The organism is Pseudomonas sp. AC242, from assembly GCF_979258655.1.
The window spans coordinates 5,923,503-5,947,660 of record NZ_OZ409873.1 but is presented as its reverse complement, the minus strand read 5'-3'; the positions used below and the strand labels follow the sequence as shown (position 1 = coordinate 5,947,660).

At 59.1% G+C, this 24,158-nt stretch carries 21 protein-coding genes; 8 read left to right on the top strand and 13 right to left on the bottom strand.

Annotation, left to right across the window (positions count from 1 at the left end):
• Nucleotides 1-199 precede the first annotated feature (199 nt).
• From ACZZ0A_RS26790 to ACZZ0A_RS26765, 6 genes are all read right to left on the bottom strand, one after another.
• A complete protein-coding gene (locus ACZZ0A_RS26790; RefSeq protein ID WP_463543949.1) occupies nt 200-601 on the bottom strand; it encodes an ExbD/TolR family protein in 402 nt (133 codons plus the stop codon).
• A gap of 1 nt (nt 602) precedes the next feature.
• Complete coding sequence (locus tag ACZZ0A_RS26785; RefSeq protein WP_123375647.1) at nt 603-1,328, bottom strand: MotA/TolQ/ExbB proton channel family protein; 726 nt, start codon at nt 1,326-1,328, stop codon at nt 603-605.
• A gap of 44 nt (nt 1,329-1,372) precedes the next feature.
• Nucleotides 1,373-2,182: an energy transducer TonB gene (locus tag ACZZ0A_RS26780; RefSeq protein ID WP_007919146.1), complete on the bottom strand. Its 810-nt coding sequence runs from the start codon at nt 2,180-2,182 to the stop codon at nt 1,373-1,375.
• 382 nt (nt 2,183-2,564) lie between these two features.
• Nucleotides 2,565-2,891 (bottom strand): hypothetical protein, encoded by a 327-nt coding sequence (locus ACZZ0A_RS26775; protein ID WP_007919145.1) that lies wholly within the window; start codon nt 2,889-2,891, stop codon nt 2,565-2,567.
• Nucleotides 2,892-3,081: 190 nt separating this feature from the next.
• Nucleotides 3,082-4,425 (bottom strand): aryl-sulfate sulfotransferase, encoded by a 1,344-nt coding sequence (locus ACZZ0A_RS26770; protein ID WP_463543948.1) that lies wholly within the window; start codon nt 4,423-4,425, stop codon nt 3,082-3,084.
• A 23-nt stretch (nt 4,426-4,448) separates the two neighbouring features.
• Nucleotides 4,449-6,809 carry a TonB-dependent receptor gene (locus ACZZ0A_RS26765; protein WP_463543947.1) on the bottom strand — a complete coding sequence of 787 codons (2,361 nt, stop codon included), beginning with the start codon at nt 6,807-6,809 and terminating at the stop codon, nt 4,449-4,451.
• A 165-nt stretch (nt 6,810-6,974) separates the two neighbouring features.
• On the opposite strand from ACZZ0A_RS26765, the gene ACZZ0A_RS26760 reads away from it, so the two are divergent.
• Together ACZZ0A_RS26760 and ACZZ0A_RS26755 are read left to right on the top strand one after the other, a co-directional pair.
• A complete protein-coding gene (locus ACZZ0A_RS26760) occupies nt 6,975-7,919 on the top strand; it encodes a LysR family transcriptional regulator (protein WP_123375650.1) in 945 nt (314 codons plus the stop codon).
• A gap of 145 nt (nt 7,920-8,064) precedes the next feature.
• Nucleotides 8,065-9,681 (top strand): alkaline phosphatase family protein, encoded by a 1,617-nt coding sequence (locus tag ACZZ0A_RS26755; protein ID WP_463543946.1) that lies wholly within the window; start codon nt 8,065-8,067, stop codon nt 9,679-9,681.
• A 342-nt stretch (nt 9,682-10,023) separates the two neighbouring features.
• Here the strand turns inward: ACZZ0A_RS26755 and ACZZ0A_RS26750 are convergent, their stop codons facing one another.
• Nucleotides 10,024-10,932 (bottom strand): TauD/TfdA dioxygenase family protein, encoded by a 909-nt coding sequence (locus tag ACZZ0A_RS26750; protein ID WP_095113908.1) that lies wholly within the window; start codon nt 10,930-10,932, stop codon nt 10,024-10,026.
• A 181-nt stretch (nt 10,933-11,113) separates the two neighbouring features.
• Here ACZZ0A_RS26750 and ACZZ0A_RS26745 point away from each other — a divergent pair, with 181 nt between their 5' ends.
• Nucleotides 11,114-12,034 (top strand): LysR family transcriptional regulator, encoded by a 921-nt coding sequence (locus ACZZ0A_RS26745; protein WP_007917649.1) that lies wholly within the window; start codon nt 11,114-11,116, stop codon nt 12,032-12,034.
• Between the two features lie 42 nt (nt 12,035-12,076).
• On the opposite strand, the gene ACZZ0A_RS26740 is transcribed toward ACZZ0A_RS26745, so the two are convergent.
• Complete coding sequence (locus ACZZ0A_RS26740) at nt 12,077-13,090, bottom strand: ABC transporter substrate-binding protein (RefSeq protein WP_095113907.1); 1,014 nt, start codon at nt 13,088-13,090, stop codon at nt 12,077-12,079.
• A gap of 390 nt (nt 13,091-13,480) precedes the next feature.
• Between ACZZ0A_RS26740 and ACZZ0A_RS26735 the strand changes: the two genes are divergently transcribed.
• Genes ACZZ0A_RS26735 through ACZZ0A_RS26725 form a run of 3 tightly spaced genes read left to right on the top strand, consistent with a single transcriptional unit; the run spans nt 13,481 to nt 17,516 of the window.
• The gene (locus ACZZ0A_RS26735; protein ID WP_463543945.1) at nt 13,481-15,079 is read left to right on the top strand and encodes an ABC transporter permease; all 1,599 of its coding nucleotides are present in this window, start codon (nt 13,481-13,483) and stop codon (nt 15,077-15,079) included.
• Nucleotides 15,076-15,891 carry an ABC transporter ATP-binding protein gene (locus ACZZ0A_RS26730; protein WP_007917657.1) on the top strand — a complete coding sequence of 272 codons (816 nt, stop codon included), beginning with the start codon at nt 15,076-15,078 and terminating at the stop codon, nt 15,889-15,891. The genes ACZZ0A_RS26735 and ACZZ0A_RS26730 overlap by 4 nt, the downstream gene beginning before the upstream one ends.
• A gap of 14 nt (nt 15,892-15,905) precedes the next feature.
• Nucleotides 15,906-17,516 carry an arylsulfatase gene (locus ACZZ0A_RS26725; RefSeq protein ID WP_463543944.1) on the top strand — a complete coding sequence of 537 codons (1,611 nt, stop codon included), beginning with the start codon at nt 15,906-15,908 and terminating at the stop codon, nt 17,514-17,516.
• A gap of 195 nt (nt 17,517-17,711) precedes the next feature.
• Here ACZZ0A_RS26725 and ACZZ0A_RS26720 read toward each other — a convergent pair whose 3' ends face one another.
• The gene (locus ACZZ0A_RS26720; protein WP_463543943.1) at nt 17,712-18,782 is read right to left on the bottom strand and encodes a fatty acid desaturase; all 1,071 of its coding nucleotides are present in this window, start codon (nt 18,780-18,782) and stop codon (nt 17,712-17,714) included.
• Between the two features lie 100 nt (nt 18,783-18,882).
• Here ACZZ0A_RS26720 and ACZZ0A_RS26715 point away from each other — a divergent pair, with 100 nt between their 5' ends.
• Nucleotides 18,883-19,887 carry an AraC family transcriptional regulator gene (locus ACZZ0A_RS26715; protein WP_007917662.1) on the top strand — a complete coding sequence of 335 codons (1,005 nt, stop codon included), beginning with the start codon at nt 18,883-18,885 and terminating at the stop codon, nt 19,885-19,887.
• Nucleotides 19,888-19,890: 3 nt separating this feature from the next.
• On the opposite strand, the gene ACZZ0A_RS26710 is transcribed toward ACZZ0A_RS26715, so the two are convergent.
• The 4 genes from ACZZ0A_RS26710 to ACZZ0A_RS26695 all read right to left on the bottom strand — a co-directional run bounded on the left by ACZZ0A_RS26710 (nt 19,891) and on the right by ACZZ0A_RS26695 (nt 23,524).
• Complete coding sequence (locus ACZZ0A_RS26710) at nt 19,891-21,114, bottom strand: type II toxin-antitoxin system HipA family toxin (protein ID WP_414915615.1); 1,224 nt, start codon at nt 21,112-21,114, stop codon at nt 19,891-19,893.
• Entirely contained in the window at nt 21,107-21,355 is a 249-nt protein-coding gene (locus ACZZ0A_RS26705) for a helix-turn-helix domain-containing protein (protein ID WP_007917667.1), read from the bottom strand. The genes ACZZ0A_RS26710 and ACZZ0A_RS26705 overlap by 8 nt, the downstream gene beginning before the upstream one ends.
• Nucleotides 21,356-21,465: 110 nt before the next feature.
• Nucleotides 21,466-22,854: a heavy metal sensor histidine kinase gene (locus tag ACZZ0A_RS26700; RefSeq protein ID WP_463543942.1), complete on the bottom strand. Its 1,389-nt coding sequence runs from the start codon at nt 22,852-22,854 to the stop codon at nt 21,466-21,468.
• Nucleotides 22,844-23,524 carry a heavy metal response regulator transcription factor gene (locus ACZZ0A_RS26695; RefSeq protein WP_038367211.1) on the bottom strand — a complete coding sequence of 227 codons (681 nt, stop codon included), beginning with the start codon at nt 23,522-23,524 and terminating at the stop codon, nt 22,844-22,846. Before ACZZ0A_RS26695 ends, ACZZ0A_RS26700 begins: the two co-directional genes overlap by 11 nt.
• 136 nt (nt 23,525-23,660) lie before the next feature.
• Between ACZZ0A_RS26695 and ACZZ0A_RS26690 the strand changes: the two genes are divergently transcribed.
• Nucleotides 23,661-24,146 carry a GlcG/HbpS family heme-binding protein gene (locus ACZZ0A_RS26690; protein WP_463543941.1) on the top strand — a complete coding sequence of 162 codons (486 nt, stop codon included), beginning with the start codon at nt 23,661-23,663 and terminating at the stop codon, nt 24,144-24,146.
• The last annotated feature ends 12 nt before the right edge of the window (nt 24,147-24,158 follow it).

The window sequence follows — 24,158 nt, the reverse complement described above, 5'->3', positions numbered from 1 at the left end:
GAAAGGGAGCCGATCTCCTGGCCTTTCAAATCCGGAGTTCGACTGGATTTTTCATGTCGGCGTAACTCGTGAGAACACCCCCGATCAGTCCCCTCTCCCTCTGGGAGAGGGCTAGGGTGAGGGTTCTGCTTCTAATGCCAGAAATAAAAAAAGGGCCGCACCCTGCCAAGGAGACGGCCCCGGAAAAACGTTGAATCTGTCACCGCGCAGTAATCACCGACAACTTGGTAATCCCCGCTCGTTCAATCGAAGCCATCGCCCGCGCCACTTCGCCGTAGTTCACCCCGTCATCGGCCTGCAACTGCACGCGCACTTCCGGGTCCTTGCCCTTGGCTGACTTGAGGTTGAATTCCAGCAAGTCCGGCTGAATCTCATCCTTGTTGATAAACAGCTTGCCGGCGCCGTCGATACTCACCACCAGCGGGTCCTTCTGCTCGACCGGCGCCACCGCTTCGGTCTTCGGCAGGTTGATCGGGATCGCGTTGGTCAGCAGCGGCGCGGTGACGATAAACACCACCAGCAGCACCAGCATCACGTCCACCAGCGGCGTCACGTTGATCTCGCTGAGCACCTCATCACTGTCTTGCGTGGAGAAAGCCATATCAGGACGCCTCCTTCACTTTTGCTGCGTTGCCGGTTGCTGCGACCTTGTGCGCAGTCGGGTGGATCAATACGCGGAACGCACTCTTCTGCGCCAGGCTGTAGAAGTCGTGGGCGAAGTCATCCAAATCCGCCGCCGTCAGTTTCAACCGACGCAAAAAGTAGTTGTAAACCAGCACCGCTGGCACCGCGACGGCGATCCCCACACCCGTGGCGACCAGTGCCGCACCGATCGGCCCGGCCACCGTTTCCAGGCTCGCCGAACCGGCCGCGCTGATGCCTTTCAACGCTTCCATGATTCCCCACACCGTGCCGAACAAACCAATGAACGGCGACGTACTGCCAATACTGGCGACCACTGCCAGGCCTGTTTCCAGCGAACGGCGTTCGCGGACAATTTGCTGACGCAGTGCGCGCTCGAGGCGATCCTGATGGTTGATCGCCTGGCTCAAATCATTGGCCTGTGGCCCCTCGCCCACCTGAATCGCCGCGTAACCGGCCTGCGCCACCCGCGCCGCAGCGCCGGGTTGGGTTTCGCTCAATTCAGCGGCGGAATCGAGACTGGACGCCGCCCAGAAGCGTTTATGAAAACGCCGGTCCTGCGCCTTCAGACGCCCGAATTGCCAAGCCTTGAGCAATGCCAGGCCCCAAGTGGCGACGGAAAAAACCACCAGCAGCCAGATCACCGCGCTTTCGATGGATTCCAGTGGAGATGCCAGTAACGTCATGATGTATTCCTCGTGTAAACGTTTCGCGCGAATTTGGTTTCGGTTTAATGAATCTTGAAATCGATGGGCACGCTGACCCAGCCGTCCTGGGCGACATCACCCTGCTTGGCCGGGACGAAACTCCAACGCTTCACGGCGTTCAGCGCCGCGTCGTCGAGCTGCTGCCGGCCGCTGCTTTTGGCTATCTGGATCTCACCCGGCTTGCCGCTGGCCAGCACATGCACACGCAGCAACACCGTGCCTTCCCAGCCGCGACGCTGAGCCAGCGACGGGTATTCCGGCGCCGGGTTTTTCAGGTAAGCGGCGTTGGCTGAGGCCGGGGTTACCGGTGCCGGCGCGGGGGGAGCAGGTGGCGCTGGCGCTGCAACCGGGGCTGCCGGTTGTGGCGGCGCCGGTGGTTGCTCGACCGCTTTCGGTGCTGGTTTGGGTGCCTGTTTAACCACCGGTTTGGGTTTCGGAACCGGTTTGGGCGGCGGCGGTTTTACCGCCAGTTCGTCTTCCACTGGCGGTGGTGGCTCAACCACAGGCGCGGGCGGCGGTGGCTCGACAACCGGTGGCGCTGGCGGCGCCGGGCGCGAGAATTCGATGGTCATCGGCGGAATTTCCGGCGGCACAATCGGCAGCACCGGCGTCGGCTTCTGGCTGATCCAGTAGATCACCGCGCCATGCACCACCAACGCGAGCACGCCAAGCAGAATAGTTTCGCGCCGACTCAGAATGCCCTTGGGCGCACGCTGCAAACGCAACTGCCCCAGCGGCACACGATGCGGCCGGCCGAGATCGACCAACTCGCCACCCGGCGTCTGACGCCACAGCAATTCCTCTGCGCTGGCGGCGGTCTGGACATTGCCCATTGATTCACTCCCTGCGGTCTTTTTGCGTTCTCTACAAAAACTGCCGATCGACCGTTTGTTGAATCCCCCACGGTGGATCGATGGGTGAATCATTGGGCTTGTCGCTTATCTCCGAAAGTAATCTTTAACGTTATACATAGGTCCTTATGGAATATAAGAATTGATCAATTCCGCCAAAGCCACGTGCCACGCGGGCTGCAGCGATGGGTGAAAAAACGCATGCTTTTCAGGCATTGAAAGTATTCATTCAACGCATCAAATTCGCCTGAGCCGGTTTGCAGGACAACTAATACCAAGTAGATAGTTGATTATTATTTTTTCCCGGAACAACAAAAAAGGCCGGCACACTTTCGTGCGGCGGCCTTTATCGATTACGCGTGGATTATTGTTTGACGAATTCCCCTGCAAGGGTCACTACTTCACCGTCAAAGTTAGTACGGGAACCGGCCGCGCGCACTTTTGCGTAATTGTGATCAGGAGAAAACAATGACCACGCTTGAAATCCGCTATTACCATTCAGACCGACAAACGTGATGGTGGTAGGTTGTCCGGTGCTGTTCTGGAAATGGTAATGCCCGTAGCTGACGTCATAGTTAACGCCGCCCTGGCTGAACGTGCCGCTGAATGTACCGTTGGCGTCGTTGCCATCGGTAATCGTCAGTTTGGCGCCAGCGTTGGCGTTTACATAAGTGCCATTAATGCTCGACATGATTCGATTTCCTTTATCGTTGGGATAAGTGTCTTCCGATGAGAGCAAGTTTCCTCCTGGAAACTCACGACAGTCAGGATGGTTGGACATTCAACTATTGTCCACGCGAGTGACTAACGAAATTGCAATAAGCACCCTTCAACTCGCTCATAACTTATCGCCGTTCGTTCGAGCACTAATTCCAATTCAACTAACGACTGGCATTGGCTTGCTGCACGTTGACAACCGGTACATTAACCGCCGTCTCCGAGCGTGGCGTACCCGCTGGCACCCAGTCATAACTCACAGGTAACGCCCGATAGACCCAGTTGCTGATCGCATCGCTGCCCGGCGCTTTGCCCAGATACGGGCTGACGTATTCCCAGACGTTCTCACCGTTGGCCGTCACCTGGAAAAACCGCCCGTTCATGCCCTCGTCGATCAACGTGTTGCCATTGGGCAAGCGCCGAGCACTGCTGATAAACGAACTGTAGAACGCCCACCCCGGTTGCTTCGAATTGGCTGCGCTGTATTGCCAGACGATCTGGTTTTTCACCGGGACGATTTCCAACACCCGCGAACCGGAAATCAGCCCAAGAGTGACATTGGGATAACCCGCCGAACCCTGGTTGTCGAACACCAGCAAGTTACCGGCACCAGGCAATCCCGCCGGGATTATGTGTGCATCATGCTGACCGACAAACTGATCCACAGGACGCGGCAGTTTCTGCGCGGTTTTCGGGTTGATCAGCGGCAAATTCGGTCCGAGACGCCAGACCACTTTGCCGCTGCTTTTATCAATGATCGCGATGAAGTTGGCATTGCGTGAGTCGATCAACAGGTTATCCGGATTGAAGCGCTTGTCACCGGCATCGAACCACTTGTTCGGCCCCACCAGACTGAGGTTGTTGATGTGCAGGTAATCCGGATTTTCGCTGGCACGCACCAGCTTCAACTGCTCGGCGGTGAAGCCGAATTCATTGAGATGCTCCGAGGCCAGCCACTGCCATTTCACCGCGCCTTCGGGGCTGACTTCATAGATCGCATCGTCGATCACCTCGGGCACTTTGAAGCCTTTGACCTTGTGCACCTTGTTCGCCAGCACCACGGTGTTGCCGTTGCTCAAACGACGCTGATCATGGTGCTGCTGAGCCGCGCCACCGGGCGCCTTGTCGCCCCACTGCCAAACGACTTTGCCATTCCAGTCCAGCTCGCCGACGCTCTGATTGCCCAGACCGTTGCCGGCCGAACCGAGCTTTCCGGGATCCTTTTCACTCAGTTGCAGCAGCACGTGACCGCGCTCGCCGCCGACCAGTTTCGGGTCGATGATCGCTGACGGGAAACCTGCCTGTGGCCAGGTTTTCACCTCGTTGCCGTTCATATCGATCAGGTGCGTCTGTTTGTCGGCGCCGCTGAAAATCACGTACTGATTGAAGGCCTTGTTCGGGTCATAACGGGTCACGCCGGTCGGGTAAACACTCGGTGCGGCGAAGGCGCCAGCACTGAGCACTGCGCCGGACAGCAACACCGGCAAAGCGGTTTTGATACGCAACATGATGCAGCTCCTTGAGTGACGAATCAGAAGTCGTAGCGACCGGTGACGCCCAGCGTGCGCGGTGTGCCGAGCAGGCCTTCATAGCCGCCGTTGCCGCCCGTCCACAGGGTTGTGTAATAGGTTTTGTCGAAAGCGTTTTTCAGCCACAGCGACACGTCCCACTGGCCTTGGTTGAAGTCGCCGCGCAGGCCGGTGGAAAAGTTGACCACGGCGTAACTCGGGATCTGCCCGTAGTCGGAATCCTCGACCGTACCGACCGCTTTCGAGCGGAACGCGTAGCTGGCGGTGACGTAAGGTTCGAAGCCGTTATCCAGATTCCATTTGTATTCGCCGTTGGCGTTGCCGATCCATTTCGAAGCGCCGACCACTTGATGGCCGCTGAGGTCGCAAGACGCTGGAGCACCCGGCGCCTGACTGACTTCCGGCGGGCATGGGGCATCTTTGTACGAGAGGTAGCTGACGTCGTTGTAGGAGCCGTTGATGTTCAAGGTCAGGCCGCGCAGCGGGATCACCGTGCTTTCGAACTCGACACCGCGCGAACGCACGGAACCAGCGTTGGTCAGGTATTGCACGCGGTTTTCGGCGTCGTAGGCGTTCGTCTGGTAAGCGTTGACCTGCGTCCAGAAAACGTTGGCGTTGAGTTGCAGACGGTGATCCCACAGCGTGCTTTTGAAACCGAGTTCGGCGTTGTTCGCGCGTTCGGTGCCGATCAGCAGTGAATCGGCGCCGGCCACCGGAGCGGAACCGACCGCGAGGTTAACCCCGCCGGATTTCTCGCCGTGGGACAGCGTGGCGTAGCCGAGCACATCGTCGGTGATCCGGTAGCTAAGATTGAGCAGCCCGGAGGGACTGGAGCTGTACTGATTCAAGTCGCCGGAATCGTAAGCGCCGGCACGACCGCGTCGCGCCGTGGCCGCAGCGCCCGTTACGGTCGCGCCACCCAGCGGCGCATCGCGCGTGACCCAGGCGGATTTTTCTTCATAAGTGCCACGCACCCCGGCGGTGAAATCCAGCCGCTCGGTAAGGTGCCAGGTGCCTTGGGCGAACAGTGCAAAGCTGTCGGTCTTGATATGGCCGTTGCCGACACTGGTGACGTTGGCCAGCGCACCGGGCGCCGTACCATTCCAGATATCCGCTTGCGGTCCGTAATAGGCGAAGGATTTATTGTCCAGATCCGAGCCGAAGTAGTAAGCGCCGACGACGTAATCAAAGAACTCGCCCTTGGGCGAGGCCAGGCGAAATTCCTGCGAATACTGTTTGTCCTCCACCGACACCCCGGCGTTGTAACTCGCCGGCACGTTGAGGCCGTCGTCGTTGCGCGGGGTGAAATTCCAGAAGCGATAGGAGCTGATCGAGGTCAGCGTGAAGTCACTCGGCAGCGTCCAGTTGGCTTCCACCGAGGTGCCGCCCTGATGCACGGTGACATGCTGATCGTTGTCCAGATTGACCTTGCGGTGCGAGCCGTTGACCAGTGTTGCCCCGGCGGCGTTGGCGCGCGATTGGTACAGGTTGACGCCGTTGATGGTCGGCCCGGTGTTGTACAACACGCGGGTGCCGGCGCTGGAATCCTCTTCGTTGTAGTCGCCGATCCAGCGCAGGTTGAAATCTTCATTGGGCTTGAACAGCAGTTGCGCGCGGAAGCCCTCGCGCGAGCCGCCATTCAAATCATGGCCGTCGTATTCGTTTTTGATGTCGCCGTCACTGCGCGTGCGATAGGCCGAAAAACGCCCGGCCAGTTGATCGTCGAGCGGGCCGGAAATCGTGCCCTTGGTCTGGAAATACCCGTCCTCGCCGACCGAGGTTTCGATGCTGCGCTCAGGCGTGAAGGTTGGCGCGCGGGTGCTGATGTTGATCACCCCGGCGGTGGTGTTTTTGCCGAACAGCGTGCCCTGCGGCCCCCGCAAGACTTCAAGCTGTTCGATGTCCATCAAGTCAAACACCGCCATCCCCGGGCGGCCCAGATAGACGTTGTCGATGTACAGGCCGACGCTGCCTTCCAGGCCATCACTGGCCGGGTTATTACCCAGGCCGCGGATCGATACGCTGGACTGCCGCGCATGCATGTAGGCGACGTTGACGCTGGGCACCAGTTGCTGCAAATCCTGAATCCGGTAGACCCGTTGCGTCTCCAGATTCTGCCCGCTGACCACGCTCATCGGCGTTGGTACATCTTGCGAACTTTCCTCGCGGCGGCGGGTGGTGACGGTCACGGTTTCCAGTTGCGAATTGTTTGCGGCAGGCTTGCCGGCCGGCACTGGTGCCGGGGTTTCAGCATCGGCGGCGTAGCCGTGAGTCCAGCTCGCGCTCCCTGCCAGCAACAGGGCCAGAGGCAGGCGTTTGAGCCGTCGTGGCGTTAAGGGTGACGCAAGGTTCAACGGACTCATGGCGCGGCTCCTGGTCAAAAAACACACAGACATCTTCAACGCTGTATATTCTTTTAGGTTATTTATTTATGTTTTTACAAAGATTTACTGCATAAGAGATTGCCTTTATAAGGAGTCGACGTAATGCATATCCAATGCATTTCCCGGATATTTTTTATGTGAAAAATGCATATCGACTTGCGCCAACTTCGTCACTTCATCGCCTTGGCTGAACAACGCAGCTTCGTCGCCGGCGCGCAGGCGGTGAACCTGTCGCAGTCGGCGTTCAGCCGCAGCATTCAGGCGCTTGAGCACAGCGTCGGCTGTCAGTTGGTTGATCGCGGGCGCAAGGAATTGCCACCGACCAAACAAGGTCAGGTCTTGCTCGAACATGCGCGGCGGCTGGTCAGCGGCGCGCAGCAGATGGCCAACGAGATCAGCCAGTTCAATGGGCTGGAGGCCGGGGAATTGCGCTTCGGATGTGGGCCTGCGCCGGCGGCAGGTTTGATTCCACGGGCGATTGGCAGCTTCATCGGGCGCTATCCGAAAGCGCGGGTGCAGTTTCAGGTCGATGACTGGCAGAGCCTGAGCAAGCGATTACTCAGCGAAGAGTTTGAATTCTTTGTCGCTGACACTCGGCACTTCGAGGCCGATCCGGATTACCTGACCTACCGGCTGCGACCGCGCAAGTGGCATTTCTGTTGCCGCGCGGGGCATCCATTGGCCGGGTTTGATCGGGTCACCGCCGAGCAATTGATGAGCTATCCGCTGGCGGTAAGTATTCGTCCGCCGAACCTGCGCAAGGTCATTGTCGACCTCAGTGGGCGGCCGGATTTCACGCCGAATGTCGAATGTGAAAACAGCTCCAGTTTGCTCAGTGTGGTGCTGCGTTCGGATGCGATCGGGATTGTCGGGGCATATTCCGATGCGCTGCATCAAGCCAAGGGAGAGTTGATGTGTTTGCGCATCGAAGGGTTGGCCGATGATCTTGAGGAGTTGTACACCCGTTACGGGATCGTCAGCCGGGCGGGGTATCGGTTGTCGCCGTTGGCCGAGGCGATGATTGAGCAGATCAAGGCGATTGATCAGCAGGATGAGGAGGTTTGCTCGCTACAGAATCTCGCTGTCTGATTTACCGCTATCGCTGGCAAGCCAGCGATGGCGTCAGTGCAGGCACCGATGCATTTCCTGCATAAAACCCATTCCCCAAATGCACTTGCCGAACACCCCCGGCGAAAGCGAAAACCCTCGCCTGTCCCATTGACCGGTGAACCCCATGCCCACCCCGCCAAACCCCGTGCGCAACGTGCTGTACATCATGTGCGACCAACTGCGCCGCGATTACCTGTCCTGCTACGGCCATCCGCATTTGCACACGCCAAACATCGATCGCCTCGCCGCTGCCGGCGTGCGTTTCAGCCGCGCCTACACCCAAGGCACGATCTGCGGCCCGTCGCGGATGTCGGCTTATACCGGGCGCTACGTCAGCAGCCATCAGGTGGCGTGGAACGCCGTGCCGTTGCCTTTGGAAGAACTGACCATCGGCGACTATCTGCGCCCTCACGGCATTCGTACCGCCCTGGTCGGCAAGACCCACGCGACGGCGAATGTCGATGCCTTGCAGCGTCTGGCGATCAACCCCGAGAGCGAGCAAGCCGAAATCCTCAACGAAGTCGGTTTCGAACCCTACATGCGCCACGACGGCATCTATCCCGACGATCCGTTGTTCGACGACAAACGCGAATCCGCGCCCTACACCCATTACCTGCGTGAACACGGCTTCGACGGCAAAAACCCCTGGCACGACTGGGCCAATGCCGCCGAAGGCGAAAACGGCGAAATCCTCAGCGGCTGGAAAATGCGTCATGCGAATTTGCCAGCACGAATACCCGAGCAACACTCAGAGACTGTCTACACTACAAATCGAGCCATCGACTTCATCACCGAGCAAGGCGAGAAATCGTGGTGTTTACACCTTTCCTATATCAAACCGCACTGGCCCTACATCGTACCAGCGCCGTACCACGCCTTGTACAGTACGAAATCGATTCTCGAAGCGATACGCGCGACGCCCTCCGAAGCCAGCAAACACCCCGTATACACTGCCTTTCGCCAGCATGAGGAAAGCCTCAACTTCTCCCGCGATTCAGTACGATTGACTGTAATCCCTACGTACATGGGCCTGATCAAGCAGGTGGATGATCAACTCGGCCGGCTGTTCGATTTTCTGCAGAGCAGCGGTTGTTGGGATGACACGTTGATCGTGTTCACCAGCGATCACGGCGACTTTCTGGGCGATCACTGGTTGGGCGAGAAGGAGTTTTTGCTGGAGCAGGCGGTGGGGGTGCCGTTGATCGTGCGCGATCCTCGGGCGGCGGCGGATGTCACGCGCGGAACGGTGGATGATCGACTGGCGGAAACCATTGATGCGTTGCCGACATTCCTTGAGGCACTAGGATTGCCGGGGGCGGAGCATCGGCTTGAAGGGCGTTCGTTGATCCCGCTTCTACACGGCGAAAACCCGGACTGGCGCCACTATGCGATCAGTGAATACGACTACGCCTTCCAGGCGCCGGCGCGGGAGCGTTTGGGTCAGCCGATCGATCGTTGCCGGATGACCATGGTGCGTAGCGAGCGCTGGAAATACCTGGCGTACGACGGCTTTCGACCGCAGTTGTTTGATCTGCTCAATGATCCGCAGGAACTGCGTGATTTGGGGGATGACCCGGTGTTCGCGGCGGTGCGCGAGGAGCATGCGGGGTATTTGTTTGAATGGGTGCGGGGGTTGAAGCGGCGCACGACCATCAGCCATCAGGAGATTGATTGGCGGGGGCAGCGGTTTCGTTATGGTGAGCCGGAGAGCGAGAAGGTTGTTCAGATTGGTGTTTGGTAGTGGGAAGAGCCCCTCACCCTAACCCTCTCCCAGAGGGAGAGGGGACTGAATGGGGGATATTTCAGAGGTATACCGACCTGATCGTGCTTCACCGAATCCATAATCGATAAGGTCTTTCAGGTCGGTTCTAACGCGAGACAACTCGGTCGACTCCCTCTCCCAGAGGGAAAGGAGACTGAGCGGGAAATATCGCAGAGATACACCGACCTGATCGCGCTTCACCGAATCCATAATCGATAAAGATCTTTCAGGTCGATGCATAGCGGGAGACAACTCGGTCGACTCCCTCTCCCTCTGGGAGAGGGCTGGGCGGGCGGCGTTCCGATGAGGGGCTGTTGATCTTCAGTCACGACCTTTGATGGTTTGACTGCGTTGCCCATTCGCGCCCACCGGCACTTCACCCTTGAGCGTCACCCGACGCACCACCCGATCCTGAGTGCCGTAATCATCAATCGCGTAATGCTGCGTCGAACGGTTATCCCAGATCGCCACATCACCGGCCTTCCAGCGCCAGCGCACGGTGTTTTCCTGGCGGATCACATGGCTCTGCAAAAGCCCGAACAAATGCGCCGAATCAGCCTGCGAATAACCCTTGATACGTTTGACGAAATGCCCCAGCAACAAGCTCTTCTCGCCGCTGATCGGGTGCACGCGCACCACCGGGTGTTCGGTCTCGTAAACGGTGGAAGTGAAGACCTTGCGATAACGCTCAAGCTTCTCCGCCGAGACGTCCGGCTTGGCGCTGGCGTAGTCGTATTCGTTGCTGTGCACGGCGACCAGTTTGTCGGCCAGCTCACGCAGCTCGGTCGGTAAGCCGTTGTACGCCGTCGCGGTGTTGGCCCACAGGGTGTCGCCACCGAAGGCCGGCGCGACGACCGAGCGCAGGATCGAGGCTTTCGGGTAGGCGTCGACGAAGGTCACGTCGGTGTGCCAGGAGTTGGCGCGCTGGCCTTCAGCGCCGTCCAGTTCGAGCAGATAACGCGTGCCTTCACGCGACGGCACAGTCGGGTGCGCTACGGGTTCGCCGAGCAGATGGGCGAAGGCTTCCTGACGCTGATCGTCGAGCTGGGTCTGTTCGCGGAAGAACACGACTTTGTACTGAACCAGTGCCTGTTGAATGGCTTCGACGGTGGCGGCGTCCAGTTCACCGGACAAATGCACGCCACGGATCTCGGCGCCGATACGACCGGCTACCGGGTGGATTTCCAGCGCGTGGACAGCGGGTTTTACTGCGAGTGCGGCATTGCTCATGGGTAGACCCTCATCGACTGCTTACGGTTTGGCGGCAGCGAAACAACGCTCTATCTATATTCCATTTACATCTAATAGATATTCACATGCTTCGTTGACGGAATAAGAGCTTGCATTTAAAACCTCTAGTAACCCTCGTCGCAAATGCCTTCGAGCTATTTTTAGGATGCCGGAAAAGCATATGGATCTTCGCCAGTTGCGTTACTTCATCGCCCTCAACGAACACCGCAGTTTTGTCCGTGCGGCGGACGCAATGGGCATCACTCAACCGGCGTTCAGTCGCAGTATTCAGGGGTTGGAGCAGGAGTTCGGCTGCGTGCTGGTGGATCGCGGCAACAAGGACTTGCGCCCCACGCCTGAAGGTCAGGTGGTGCTGCAGCACGCCCTGAGCCTGGTGCAGGGCGCGGCGCTGCTCAGTGCCGAAGTGACGCAGATGACCAAGCTCGATGCCGGCGAGGTGCACTTCGGTTGCGGTCCGGCGCCGGCGGTGAAATTGGTGCCGGACGCGGTAGCGCAATTCATCAACGCGCACCCGAAAGTGCGCACCTGTTTTCAGGTGGATAACTGGGAAAAACTCAGTCGCGCGTTGAGCCGTGAAGAGATCGAGTTCTTTATCGCCGACATCCGCCACTTCGAGTCCGACCCGAACTTCCAGACCCAGGCACTGACACCCAAGCGTGGGGTGTTTTTCTGCCGGCCGGGGCATCCGTTATTGGCCAAGGAAAGCCTGTCGACCAACGACATGTTCGACTACCCGCTGGCGACCACGCTGATCCCGCCGGGAATTCGCAAATTGCTGGCGAACCTCAGCGGCCGCATCGATTTTTCCCCGACCATCGAGACCGAGCACTTTCCGGCGCTGGTGAAAGTGGTGCTGCAATCCAATGCGATTGGCGTGGGCACGGAGGAGGCGTTTGTCGAGGACATTGCCAAGGGTTCGCTGGTGTTGCTGCACTGGCGCAATCTGCCGCAGAACCTGGAGAGCATGAATGCGCGCTGCGGGATTGTCAGTCGTACCGGGTTTCGGCTGTCGCCGGCGGCACGGGCGATGATCGAGACGTTGGTGGCGGTGGATCGGCAGGAAGTCAGCGTCGCCGTTTAAAGGGTTCGTTCCCACGCAGAGCGTGGGAACGATCGGTGTACGTTAGAGCTTGGCTGCTGCCAACTCAGGCGCCACCCAATCGGTGACCTTGAACGACTTGCGAATCAGCTTCTGCTGCGCCGCCAGATCCACCTTGTCCTGCAAGCTGCCGAGGAACACCGGATCCAGTGTCGACGGGAACACTTCGCTCAATTTCTGATCCTGCAGATCCTGCGTCAGGATCACCGGTGGATAACTGGCCAAACCCGAGACCAGTTGCACGTAAGCCGCCTTGTTGCTGTCCTCGGTCAGCCACTCAACCGCCTGCTGCTGCGCCTTGAGCAATTTCGCCACCGCTTCCGGGTGCGCGTCGACAAACTTGCCCGTGCCGACCAGTACCGACTGCACGCTGCCTGCGCCACCGAGATCCTTGGTGTTCAGCGGCAACTCGGCCAGCCCCTTGGCCTGCAATGCGGTCAACCCGGAGCTGCCCCATGACGCATCGATCTGCTTGGCTGCCAACGCCGCGACCGCAGCATTGAAATCCAGATTGATCACTTTCAGGTCCTTCTCGCTCAGACCCTGACTGGCCAGCGCCGCATCAAACGACAACTGGGTTGCCGTGCCTCGGAAGATCGCCACGCGTTTGCCTTTCAGATCCTGCAGAGTCTTGATCCCTGACCCCGGCACCACGCCCAGATACTGTTTTACCCCACGCGCACTGGCGCTGAGCAAACGCGTATCCAGGCCATTGGACTTGCCGATGATTGCCGCCAGATCACCCAGATACGCCAGATCGACCTGACCATTGGCAAACGCCTCGTTGATCACCGGCCCGGCACCTTTGAAGAAACTCCACTGAATCTTGATGCCCTGATCGGCGAAGGCTTTTTCAAAAATCTGTTGATCGCGCAGCACATCGACCACCCCGCCGCCGCTGTGCTGGGTGCCGGCGCTCAGGTCGGGCACGGCGATTCTGATTTCCTTGAGTTCGTCGGCATGCGCGGTGAACGCCAGCAGGCCCGCCAGAGCAGGCACGGCAAACAGACTGAAAACACGTTTGAAGGGGAGGTTCATGGGTGCAGCTCCTTGATCACGACGGGCGTTGAGGAGCCGAAAGTAGGCCGAATGCACACCTTCGCTTAAATACTATAAACGCACATTTTTATAGCTTTTAACGCTAAGCGAGCAGTAGCGCGGCTTGCAGCGGCGTATGCATTAACAGCATCGAAAATATTCTTCGAATGCATTGGATGCGTGTGGGTTGGAAGCCTTAAATGGCGCTGCTTATCTCTAAAACTAACTTATTAACGATTATTTATAACTATTAGCTCTTAGTTAATACCGCGAGAGTTCGCAGCCTTCGGCAGCTCCTACAGGGGTCAATTCAAGGACGCATTCCCCCGTAGGAGCTGCCGAAGGCTGCGATCTTTTGATCTTGAGCCAACCCGACAACGGAGGTCACCCATGGCCCGCCAATCCTTGCTCAGTCTCCCCCTGCCCGCGCCGCCGCTGAAAAGCCGCCGTAGCTGGCCAAGCGTGAACCAGCGCCTGTTGCCATGGCTGCTGCCGCTTGGCTTGTTCGCCCTATGGTGGCTGGCCGCGCGCAACGAATGGATGAGCGAGCAGATACTGCCCGCGCCTTCGCTGGTGTGGAACAGCGCTGTCGAGTTGTCGCAAGGCGAGTTATGGAGCCACTTGTGGATCAGTTTGCAGCGTTTGTTCTGGGGTCTGCTCGCGGGGGTTTCTGCGGGTGCATTGCTCGGCTCAGCACTGGGATTCAGTCGTCGTCTTGAGCGTTTGATCTTCCCCACCTTCGCTGGACTTTCGCAAATACCGACGCTTGCGTGGATCCCGCTGTTCATGGTGTTTTTCGGCATCGGCGAAGTGCTGAAACTGGTGGTGCTGATCAAAGCGATCGTGGTGCCGGTGACCTTGCACACACTGGTCGGCGTAAGAGATGCACAACCAAAACTGCGCGAAGCCGCCGCTGTTTTACGTTTGCCGCCACACCTGATGATCCGTCGCCTGGTGTTGCCCGCCGCCCTCCCCGCGTTCATGGCTGGCGTGCGTCTGGCGCTCGCCGCCGGATGGACCTCATTGCTGGCCGTCGAGTTGTTGGCCTCCAGCGAAGGCATCGGCTACCTGATGGTCTGGGCGCGGCAATTGTTCATGCTGGACATCGTGTTCGTCTGCATCGTCGTCATCGGTTTGATCGGCGTGGCGATGGATCGCGGTATCGGTCTGCTGGACAAAAAACTGGTGCACTGGCCGCACCCGGCCACTGCCGAAATTCGTCGCGGCCCGCGTTATGAAGGCTGGCAGCGGCTGCAACCATGGCTGCTACCGCTGGGCTTGTTGGCACTGTGGCAATTGGCGAGTGACCAGCAGTGGGTCGACGCCAATATTCTGGTCAGTCCGTTGGCCGTTTTGAGCACGGCATGGGCTGGCGTGCTCGATGGCACGTTGATCAGCGGCATGGCGCTCAGCCTCGGTCGCACCCTCGGCGGTTTGCTGTTGGGTGGTGGACTCGGTTTCGCCTTCGGCTTGCTGCTGGGCTTGTCGCGCACCAGCGAACGCCTGCTCGGCCCGACCCTCGCGGCCATCCGCCAGATCGCCATTTTCGCCTGGGTGCCACTGCTTACCGCGTGGTTCGGTCTCGGCGAACTGGCCAAGTGGGTGTTCGTCGCCCTTGCTGCATTCTTTCCGCTGTTTATCGCCACGCAACGCAGCGTCGCCAACCTCTCACCACAACTCAACGAAGCCGCACAAGTGTTGCGCCTGAGCCTCGGCCAACGCCTGCGCCGACTCGTGCTGCCGGGCGCCGCGCCGGGGATTTTCGCAGGCCTCAGACTGAGCCTGATCTACGCCTGGCTCGGCACCATCGGCGCTGAATATTTCATGCCGTCCAACGGCGGCATCGGCAGCCAGATGATCGGCGCACAACAACTGCTGCGTATGGACCTGATCATGGCCGGCATGCTTTTCGTCGGTCTCACCGGCGCCCTGCTCAACCTCATTGGCCAACGCCTGGAAATTCGCGCGACCCGCTGGAGACACGCATGAACGCACCGATTGTCAGCTTCAACCACGTAGGCAAATCCTTTGACGTCGACGGTTTCGAACTGGAGGCGATTCGCGAATTCAACCTCGACATTGCCGAGGGCGAATTCGTCGCCATTGTCGGCTCCAGCGGCTGTGGCAAATCGACGTTGCTGCGTTTGTTGGTGGGTCTTGATACGCAATTTCGCGGGCAGATCACCGTCGATGGCAAAGCCGTCAGCGGCATCGGCGGCGAGCGCGGCATTGTCTTCCAGGAACACCGTTTATTCCCGTGGCTGACCGTCGCCGACAACATCGGCCTCGGCCTGGTCAACGAGCCGCTGAGCGCTGCACAAAAGCAAAAACGCATCGACGATTTCATCGATCTGGTCGGCCTGCGCGACTTCACCCGCGCCTATCCGCACCAACTCTCCGGCGGCATGGCGCAGCGCGTGGCGATTGCTCGTGGCCTCGTCGCCAGCCCACGAATTCTGCTGCTCGACGAACCGTTCGGCGCGCTTGATGCGCTGACCCGCCAGCAAATGCAGGACGAGCTGTTGGCGATCCGCGCCCGCGCAAAAATCACCACGATTCTCGTTACCCACGACGTCGAGGAAGCGATCTTCCTCGCCGACCGCGTGGTGGTCATGGAGCCGCGTCCGGGGCGGATCAAACAAGTGGTCGACATCGCCCTGCCGCACCCGCGCCAGCGCAGCAGTTTCGACTTCCATCAGTTGCGTGAAGAACTACTGCACGAACTGACCAGTGATGACCATTACCAACCGAGCGTGCCGGTGCAGATCCGCGATCTGCCGCTGACGTTCATTGCCTGCTGAACAGGAGTTTTGCGATGCCGCAACGTCCCAACTTTCTGGTGATTCTGGCCGACGATCTAGGCTTCTCCGACATCGGTGCGTTCGGCGGCGAAATCGCCACGCCGCATCTCGACGCTTTGGCCAACAACGGCCTGCGCCTGACCGATTTTCATACTGCACCGACCTGCTCGCCGACCCGCTCGATGCTGCTGACCGGCACCGACCACCACATCGCAGGGATCGGCACCATGGCCGAAACGCTGACGCCGGAACTGATCGGTAAACCGGGTTATGAGGGCTATCTCAACGATCGCGTGGTGGCGCTGCCGGAGTTGCTGCGCGAGGCCGGTTATCAAACCTTGATGAGTGGCAAATGGCACTTGGGTTTGAAGGCTGAATTGGCGCCCCATGCGCGAGGTTTCGAGCGTTCGTTTTCGCTGCTGCCGGGCGCGGCCAACCATTACGGTTTCGAGCCAACTTACGATGAGCAAACACCCGGCCTGCTGAAATCCACTCCGGCGCTGTACATCGAGGACGATACGTTTCTCGACGAATTGCCGAAGGATTTCTATTCCTCCGATGCCTTCGGCGACAAGTTGCTGCAGTACCTCAAGGAACGTGACCAGACCCGGCCGTTCTTCGCCTATTTGCCATTCTCCGCACCGCACTGGCCGTTGCAGGCGCCTGCCGACATCGTCGAGAAATACCGCGGCCGCTATGACGCCGGCCCTGAAGTGCTGCGCCTGGAACGCCTGGAAAAACTCAAAGCCCTCGGCCTGATCGAACCGGACGTCGAGCCGCATCCGCTAATTCAGTTGACCCAACAGTGGGACGCATTGAGCGAGGAGCAAAAACAGATTTCCGCACGGGCCATGGAGGTCTACGCGGCGATGGTCGAACGCATGGACTGGAACATCGGTCGGGTCATCGATTACCTGCGCCAGCAAGGGCAGCTCGATAACACGTTCATCCTGTTCATGTCTGACAACGGTGCCGAAGGTGCGCTGCTGGAAGCGTTTCCGAAGTTCGGTCCGGAATTGGTGACATACCTCAGCCAGCATTACGACAACAGGCTCGACAACATTGGTCGGGCCAATTCATATGTTTGGTACGGGCCGAACTGGGCGCAGGTGGCGACCGCGCCATCGCGGTTGTTCAAGGCGTTTACCACGGAAGGCGGGATTCGCGTGCCGGCGCTGTTGCACTATCCGCAATTGGCGATCAAAGGGCAGATCAGCCATGGTTTCGGCACGGTGATGGACATCACGCCGACGATTCTCGATCTGGCCGGCGTGCGTCATCCGGGCAAGCTGTGGCACGGCAAATCGGTGGCGCCGTTGCGTGGTAAATCGTGGTTGGGATTCTTGTCCGGCGAGACTGCGCAGGTGCATGACGAGCACACGGTGACGGGGTGGGAATTGTTCGGGCGTCGGGCGATTCGGCAGGGGTCGTGGAAAGCGGTGTGGATTCCCGGGCCTATCGGGCCGGCGACCTGGCAGCTGTATGATTTGAGTAATGATCCCGGGGAAATTCATGATCTGGCGGTTAGTCAGCCGGAGAAGCTCAGCACGTTGATCGGGCATTGGCAGCAGTATGTCGAGGAGACTGGGGTGATCTTGAGTGAGTCGCCGTTTCAGCCGGATTGAGGGCAAGGTCAAAAGCCCCTCACCCTAACCCTCTCCCGGAGGGAGAGGGGACTGACCGAGGTGTCTTCAAACATCGACCTGAAAAATCGGGTCGATTATGGATTCGACAAAGCTCTTTCACTTCGGTGTAACTCCTCAATATCCCCGGCTTGGTCCCTCTCCCTCTGGGAGAGGGCTAGGGGTGAGGGCCACTTGTCAGGCCTCCACCGCCTCACCAGACACCGCAACTTCATCCCGACGAACAAACCGGTTCGCCCGCCCAAACGTGCCAAAATCATTAAACCGCACGCCCATCTCACGCATCACCTTATGCGCCACCGGCACAGTCATCTGACGGATGTAAAACGGTTCCTTCACGACAAAATGATGAATCCCGTGGCTGCTGCCAAAATTGAAGCAGAACGCCTGCAACGGCCACAACCACCAAGGGTTCAGCACCTGACACTGCTGCAGCACATTACCCAACTCGACATCGCCGTAGTAATGCATGTTCGAGCTGATGAAGTGCAGACAAAAGGTGCGCAACACATTCGGACCGATAATCACCACAGCAGCGATATCGATCACCTGCATCACCGACAATGTGGTCGCTGACCATTCGATCGGCGAGCCCAGCAGATAAGCGATGCCATTGGCCGCATGAAAACCGAGAAACACATACCACGCGCCCCAATGCACCAGCGCCAGCGGCGCATACACCTTCAACGTGCGCTTGATAATGCTGAACTTATGCGCCCAGGTCTTGGCCCGCAGCATGCGGATGAATGCCGACATCACGTTGTCGCCGACCATCAGCAAGCGCGCAAAACCCCACGGCTCGCCGTTGGTGATCGCGCGTTCTTCCATGTCGGTTTCAGTGCCGGAGACCTTGTGATGATTGAGGTGCAGATGCCGACGAATCCACGGATTGATCGTACTCGGCCGCGCCAGCCACACCAGGCCCATCATCAGGTTGTGCGGCACGCGCTGTTTGCGGAAATACATGCTGTGGATCAGGTCGTGCTCCAGCTCATGGGTCAGCGACGCGAAAAACGCATTGAGCAGCAGGCAAACCCACCACGCCATGTGGCCGCTGATGTACAGCGCCGCCGACCCCATCATCCCGATCAGGGCAAACGCCAGAATCCCCGCACCCAGCGCATCCTGATGCTTGAGAATCGGGTAGCGCTCGCGCAGTTCGACGCCTTTGGCCAGCACCACTTGGCGAATATGCGCTGATCGCTGGGCCGCATTGTGTCGCTGGGGACTTGCAGAAGTACCGTCCATGCTTCCATCCTCGGGTCTATGATGTTCGCATCGTGCCTCGCCAAGGCTTCATTTGCGGTAGCCAAGAACGCCAACCTGTTGACCGGAAGCGCCAATCAGCATGAAGGAACCGACCTCCCTCGCCAGCTGGACCCGTGCCTTGCGCAAGCAACTCGATGCGCTGGGACTGGACAGCATTGCCCTGTGCCAGCAGGCCGGGCTCGATCCGAATTTGATGGACGACCCCAACGCACGCTATCCGCTGTCCGGCACTACGCGCCTGTGGGAAATTGCCGTGCAGGTCAGCGGCGACCCGGCGATTGGTTTGCGCGTGTCGCGGTTCGTCAGCCCGACCACGTTCCATGCCCTCGGTTATGCGCTGGTGGCCAGCGGCAGTTTGCGCGAGGTGTTCGAGCGCATCGTGCGTTATCACCCGGTGGTCAGCGATGCGCTGGAACTGGAACTGAGCCGCAGCGACGACCGCTATCAATTCCGTCTGAAGATTCCGTCAGGCAATCCGGCGCCAGCCTTCGAAGCCATCGACGCGTTCACCGCGATCTACGTGCGCACTTGCCGCAATCGCCTCGGCCGCGATTACGCGCCACTCGCCGTGTATCTGCGCCGTCCGGAACCAACCGATGTGCACCAATGGCACAAAGTCTTCCGCGCCCCGGTGCATTTTGGTTGTGCGGAGGATCGCCTGGAGTTCGCCCTTGCCGATTTCGACAGCCACCTCGACGACGCCAACCCGGAACTTGCCGAACACAATGAGGCAGTGCTCAAACGCACCATGGCTCAGCTCCAGCCGCTGACCTGGGAGCGCAAGGTGCGCGATGCCATCGAAGAACAATTGCCGGAAGGTGAGCCGAGCGCTGAGCGAATTGCTCAAGCGTTGCATTTGAGTTTGCGCAGCTTGCAAAGGCATCTGGCGGATGAGGGTTGTCGCTTCGACACATTGCTCAATGAGAGCCGCGAAAATCTGGCGCTGCTGCACCTGCGCGATCCGCAGTGTTCGTTGAGTGAGGTGAGTTATCTGCTCGGGTTTGCCGACACCAGCAGCTTCAGCCGTGCTTTCAAGCGCTGGACGGGGATGACGCCGGGGCAGTTTCGCGATGGCTTGCGCTGATCGTCAGCCTTTAGCCAGACTGCGTTCCATACCAGATGACCATTGTTCGATCATCGCAGCACCCATCGCGGCGAACGCCGGATGACTGGCGCCGTACTCCGCCATTTCGCCCATTGCCACCTGCATACCGTTAGCGACTTGCTGCAGTAATTCATTGCAACGCGCCTCCGTCAGATTGCAGGCCGTACGACCGAACCGCATCAGCATTTTGTGCTTGGGCCAAGCCTTCGAGCCACCCAAGAGCAACGCCATACTGTCGTTCTTTATGTAGACCGATGTGGTGATGATGTCGTATGCGGGCGCGAGTCTGATTGTCGATTCCTCGCCGCAGCTTTCGTAAAGCACGCCGAAGTTTTTGAGATGAGCGTCGCCGTTTTTCACGCCTGCGGACAAAGCCACAATCTTGAAAAATGCTTCCAGCGCCAGATTGAGCAATGCAGGCGAAACAAACGCTTTGATCTGCCGGGCCGCGCCTTCGTAAGAGCCGTCATATTTGGCTTTCGACGGCCAACCGTTGAGTACGCAGAAGTCCTCAAAACCCAGGTAGCCCGTAGCGCTCAAATCAAAGCGCTCGATAACCAGAAACCTGCCATGTTCGCTGAGCTCGAAGTTCGGCACGTCTAGCCCGCAGTGTTGCGCGGCACGCATGCAGAAGTATTCGTTGGTCGCCAAATGCGGATATTCATCAGCCCGAAAAGCTTTGACCAAATGGGTCGATCCCCGATGCGTCAGACGATCAATCTCAGTCGCACTGTCACGTACCAGCACTTTAGGCTGCACCCCAGACACTCCGGAATACTGGCCATAGGTTTGCAACAGATCCTCGAACAAGCCTTGCGCACCATCGTGCACCAGCAGATCGGCCAGCGACGTTTCAGGCGGGCGATCCGTCATCGATGGGCTGGCAATGGATAACCGACCGAGCTGATAGGGGCCGACAATGGCCAGCAATGCAAAGTCATCGAAGCCGCGAACCGCTTTGCTGAAACGCCGAACCAACTCATCACGAAGGGCGCCTTCGGGCAGATTCATCTCGAAAACCGGATGAATGCCATGCTCCCAAAGATAACTCTCCAGCCGGGACGGCATTGTCAGTGACACGGCATTTCCAGCACTGGTTTCTTCGCGGTAACTGAAGACGCTGTCGACTCGATCTTGCCCGCGCGCCAACGTTCCCACCGCTTGCCCGCCGACACAGACATTTAATCGATCTGACGACTCAGTCATGGAAGTTGACCTTTTGCAGCGTATCGAGTGTCGGTCGACGGGACTGACGCGGAACCGCAGTCAGCTCATAGCCAAACCCGTTGAGGATCGCTTCGACTTTGCGCAGGCCGATTTCCGAAATAGTGTTGTTTTCGATCCCCGAAATCGTCGCGCGGCTCATTCCGTATTGCTGAGCCAGTGCCTGCTGGGTCATTTTGTTCGCCTTGCGCAGGGCTTTGATCAACTCGCCAAGCTGTTCCATAGGGCTTCCCGCATCAAATATGGTGCAAATTTAGATATATGTTTAATTTGCATCGCATTTGATGCACTCACTGAACAAGATTAGCCTAGTTCCCAGTGATCACGAAGCAATCACTTGCTCACCACAAACCCCAGCTCAAAAACAGTGCCGTCAGCATCACTACTCACCCGCACCTGTCCCCCATGCAACTGCATGATCGACTGCACGATCGCCAGCCCCAAGCCACCCGAATCCCCCGGCTCTGCCCGTGAAGGATCGACGCGGTAGAAGCGGTCGAACAGTCTGCTCAGATGTTCATGCGCAATCGCCGGGCCATGGTTGTGCACTTGCAACCAGCACTCACCCGACTCGTCGCGGCGACGCAGACTGATCACCGATCCTTGATCGGCATGACGCACGGCATTGGCCAACAGATTGCCGAGCGCCCGTTGCAACAGTTGCTGATCGGCAAGCAGTTCACCGTGCAGTTGATTGTCCAGCCGCACGTCACGGTCATCCGCCAAGGCTTCAAAGTAATCACACAGCTCACCGCCAACGCTGTGCAAATCCAGGATTTGCAAATTCAGCGCCCGCTCGGCCTGCTCGGCACGGGCGAGGAACATCAGGTTTTCCGCCATGCGCTTGAGCCGTTCGAACTCTTCCATGTTCGAGGCCAGCACTTCCTGATATTCCTCGGTGCTGCGCGGATGATTCAGCGCCTGGCCGTTACTGGCGAGCAAGGTGTGCAACGGCGTGCGGATTTCGTGGGCGAGGTCGGCGGAGAACTGCGACAGGCGCTGCACGCTATCGTCCAGCCGCGCCAGCATGCCGTTGAGCGCCTGCACCGGTTCGAGCAGTTCGGTGGGTGTGCCGGCGGCGGGTAGGCGCTGATCGAGGCTGCGCAGATCGATGCCGCGCACTGCTTCGCTCAACTGCCGCAACGGTTGCAGGCCCCGACGCAGTAACAGCAAGCCCAAGGCAAAAGCGAGCAACGCGCCCAGTCCAACCGACAGGTACAAGCGCATGCGATAGCTGCCGAGCATCTGCTCGCGCTCGCTCAACACTTTGCCGGCGATGACCGTCAACGGCTCGCCGTTCGGCCCTTGCGCTTCGCCGGATAACAGCGCCAGTTCAGCACCGTCCGGCGCTTGCCACGTGAGTACATCGGGACGCTTTGGCGTTTGCTCGCGGGGGATGGCGTTCAGCGCGGGCAAATCGCGTTGACGGGGATTGATCGCGATCACGCTCGATCCGTCGGCACGGCGCACCAGCAACAGACTGTCGAGATTGCCGAGCATGTTTTGATACAGCCGTGGCCGTGCCTGCAAGGCATCGAGGCTGTCGCTGTCGGCGAGCAAGGCGCGCACTTGCTCCAGTCGACCGAGCAACGCGAGGTCGTCGCGGTAGGCGATTTCCGAGGCCAGCGAGCGGTAGAGAAACACGCCAATCGTGCTCAGTACCAAGGCGCAAACAATGGCGAACGCCAGCGCCAGTCGCCAGGCGATCGACTTAGAGCGCATCGTCCGGCGCTTCCAGTTGATAACCGACACCGCGCACAGTGTGGATAAGTTTCGGCATGTACGGATCATCGACTTTCGAACGCAAACGCCGCACGGCGACTTCGACCATGTTGGTGTCGCTGTCAAAATTCAGGTTCCACACCTGCGAGGCGATCAGCGTGCGCGACAGCACTTCGCCCTGACGGCTGGCGAGCAATTGCAACAAGGCGAACTCCTTGTTGGTCAGGGCAATGCGCTGGCCGCCGCGACTGACACGGCGGCGCAACACATCGATTTCCAGATCGGCGATGGTGTACGACTCGGCTTCGCGCATCGGCCCGCGCCGCAACAACGTGCGCACCCGCGCGAGCAGTTCGGCGAAGGCGAAGGGCTTGAGCAGGTAATCATCGGCGCCCAGCTCGAGGCCGCGCACGCGGTCTTCAATGGCGTCCTTGGCGGTCAGGAACAATACCGGCGTGGCGCCGCGCTGGCGGATCAGCTGCAGCAATTGCCAGCCGTTGAGCCCGGGGAGCATCACGTCGAGGATGATCAGGTCATATTCCTGTTGCTCGATAAAGTAACGGCCATCGAGGCCATTGAGCGCCACGTCCACGGCAAAACCCGACTCGCCCAAGCCTTTGGCGAGGAAATTCGCGGTTTTGGCTTCATCTTCTACGACCAGCAAACGCATGGCACACCTCGATTGATCAGGCGTACAGGCTAGGCGCCTTCGCCGGCGTTGCCCATTACAAACTTGTAATCAGACTGACGAGGTTCTGACGAAGAGCGGCGATTAAGGTGGCGACCTTAGCTTTTGGAGCCTGTCCATGACCGTCAAATACCTTGTAGCCAGTCTGGCCCTCGGCCTCAGTGCCAGCGTGTTCGCAAGCCCGGAACTGCCGCGTCACGCCGATCTCGACCTGAAAACCGCACGGCTGCTCGCCGACACGGCAATGGCCAACTGCACCGGCACGGTGTCGGTGCTGGATCGGGGCGGCAATCTGTTGGTGACCCTGCGCGGCGACGGTGTCGGCCCGCACAACACGGCTGCCAGCCAACGCAAGGCCTACACCGCGCTGTCGACCAAAACCGCCACGCGGCTATTTGCCGAACGCGCTCGCAGCAATCCGCAAACCGCCAACCTCAACACTCTCGACGAACTGCTGCTGCTTGGCGGCGGGATTCCGCTGTTCGCCGCTGATGAACTGGTCGGTGCGATAGGCGTGGCCGGTTCCGGCGGCGGTGAGCAAGACGAAAACTGTGCAATCAAGGCGGCCGAGAAAACCGGCCTGGCCACCACCCGTTCCCAATAAGGAGATGCATCG

Coding starts and splice junctions, on each gene's coding strand:
- ACZZ0A_RS26725 (WP_463543944.1), top strand. CDS start 15,906: ATGCCGCAACGTCCCAACTTTCTGGTGATTCTGGCCGACGATCTAGGC.
- ACZZ0A_RS26690 (WP_463543941.1), top strand. CDS start 23,661: ATGACCGTCAAATACCTTGTAGCCAGTCTGGCCCTCGGCCTCAGTGCC.
- ACZZ0A_RS26785 (WP_123375647.1), bottom strand. CDS start 1,328: ATGACGTTACTGGCATCTCCACTGGAATCCATCGAAAGCGCGGTGATC.
- ACZZ0A_RS26770 (WP_463543948.1), bottom strand. CDS start 4,425: ATGTTGCGTATCAAAACCGCTTTGCCGGTGTTGCTGTCCGGCGCAGTG.
- ACZZ0A_RS26705 (WP_007917667.1), bottom strand. CDS start 21,355: ATGGAACAGCTTGGCGAGTTGATCAAAGCCCTGCGCAAGGCGAACAAA.
- ACZZ0A_RS26765 (WP_463543947.1), bottom strand. CDS start 6,809: ATGAGTCCGTTGAACCTTGCGTCACCCTTAACGCCACGACGGCTCAAA.
- ACZZ0A_RS26735 (WP_463543945.1), top strand. CDS start 13,481: ATGGCCCGCCAATCCTTGCTCAGTCTCCCCCTGCCCGCGCCGCCGCTG.
- ACZZ0A_RS26700 (WP_463543942.1), bottom strand. CDS start 22,854: ATGCGCTCTAAGTCGATCGCCTGGCGACTGGCGCTGGCGTTCGCCATT.
- ACZZ0A_RS26730 (WP_007917657.1), top strand. CDS start 15,076: ATGAACGCACCGATTGTCAGCTTCAACCACGTAGGCAAATCCTTTGAC.
- ACZZ0A_RS26780 (WP_007919146.1), bottom strand. CDS start 2,182: ATGGGCAATGTCCAGACCGCCGCCAGCGCAGAGGAATTGCTGTGGCGT.
- ACZZ0A_RS26715 (WP_007917662.1), top strand. CDS start 18,883: ATGAAGGAACCGACCTCCCTCGCCAGCTGGACCCGTGCCTTGCGCAAG.
- ACZZ0A_RS26750 (WP_095113908.1), bottom strand. CDS start 10,932: ATGAGCAATGCCGCACTCGCAGTAAAACCCGCTGTCCACGCGCTGGAA.
- ACZZ0A_RS26720 (WP_463543943.1), bottom strand. CDS start 18,782: ATGGACGGTACTTCTGCAAGTCCCCAGCGACACAATGCGGCCCAGCGA.
- ACZZ0A_RS26790 (WP_463543949.1), bottom strand. CDS start 601: ATGGCTTTCTCCACGCAAGACAGTGATGAGGTGCTCAGCGAGATCAAC.
- ACZZ0A_RS26710 (WP_414915615.1), bottom strand. CDS start 21,114: ATGACTGAGTCGTCAGATCGATTAAATGTCTGTGTCGGCGGGCAAGCG.
- ACZZ0A_RS26775 (WP_007919145.1), bottom strand. CDS start 2,891: ATGTCGAGCATTAATGGCACTTATGTAAACGCCAACGCTGGCGCCAAA.
- ACZZ0A_RS26745 (WP_007917649.1), top strand. CDS start 11,114: ATGGATCTTCGCCAGTTGCGTTACTTCATCGCCCTCAACGAACACCGC.
- ACZZ0A_RS26760 (WP_123375650.1), top strand. CDS start 6,975: ATGCATATCGACTTGCGCCAACTTCGTCACTTCATCGCCTTGGCTGAA.
- ACZZ0A_RS26695 (WP_038367211.1), bottom strand. CDS start 23,524: ATGCGTTTGCTGGTCGTAGAAGATGAAGCCAAAACCGCGAATTTCCTC.
- ACZZ0A_RS26740 (WP_095113907.1), bottom strand. CDS start 13,090: ATGAACCTCCCCTTCAAACGTGTTTTCAGTCTGTTTGCCGTGCCTGCT.
- ACZZ0A_RS26755 (WP_463543946.1), top strand. CDS start 8,065: ATGCCCACCCCGCCAAACCCCGTGCGCAACGTGCTGTACATCATGTGC.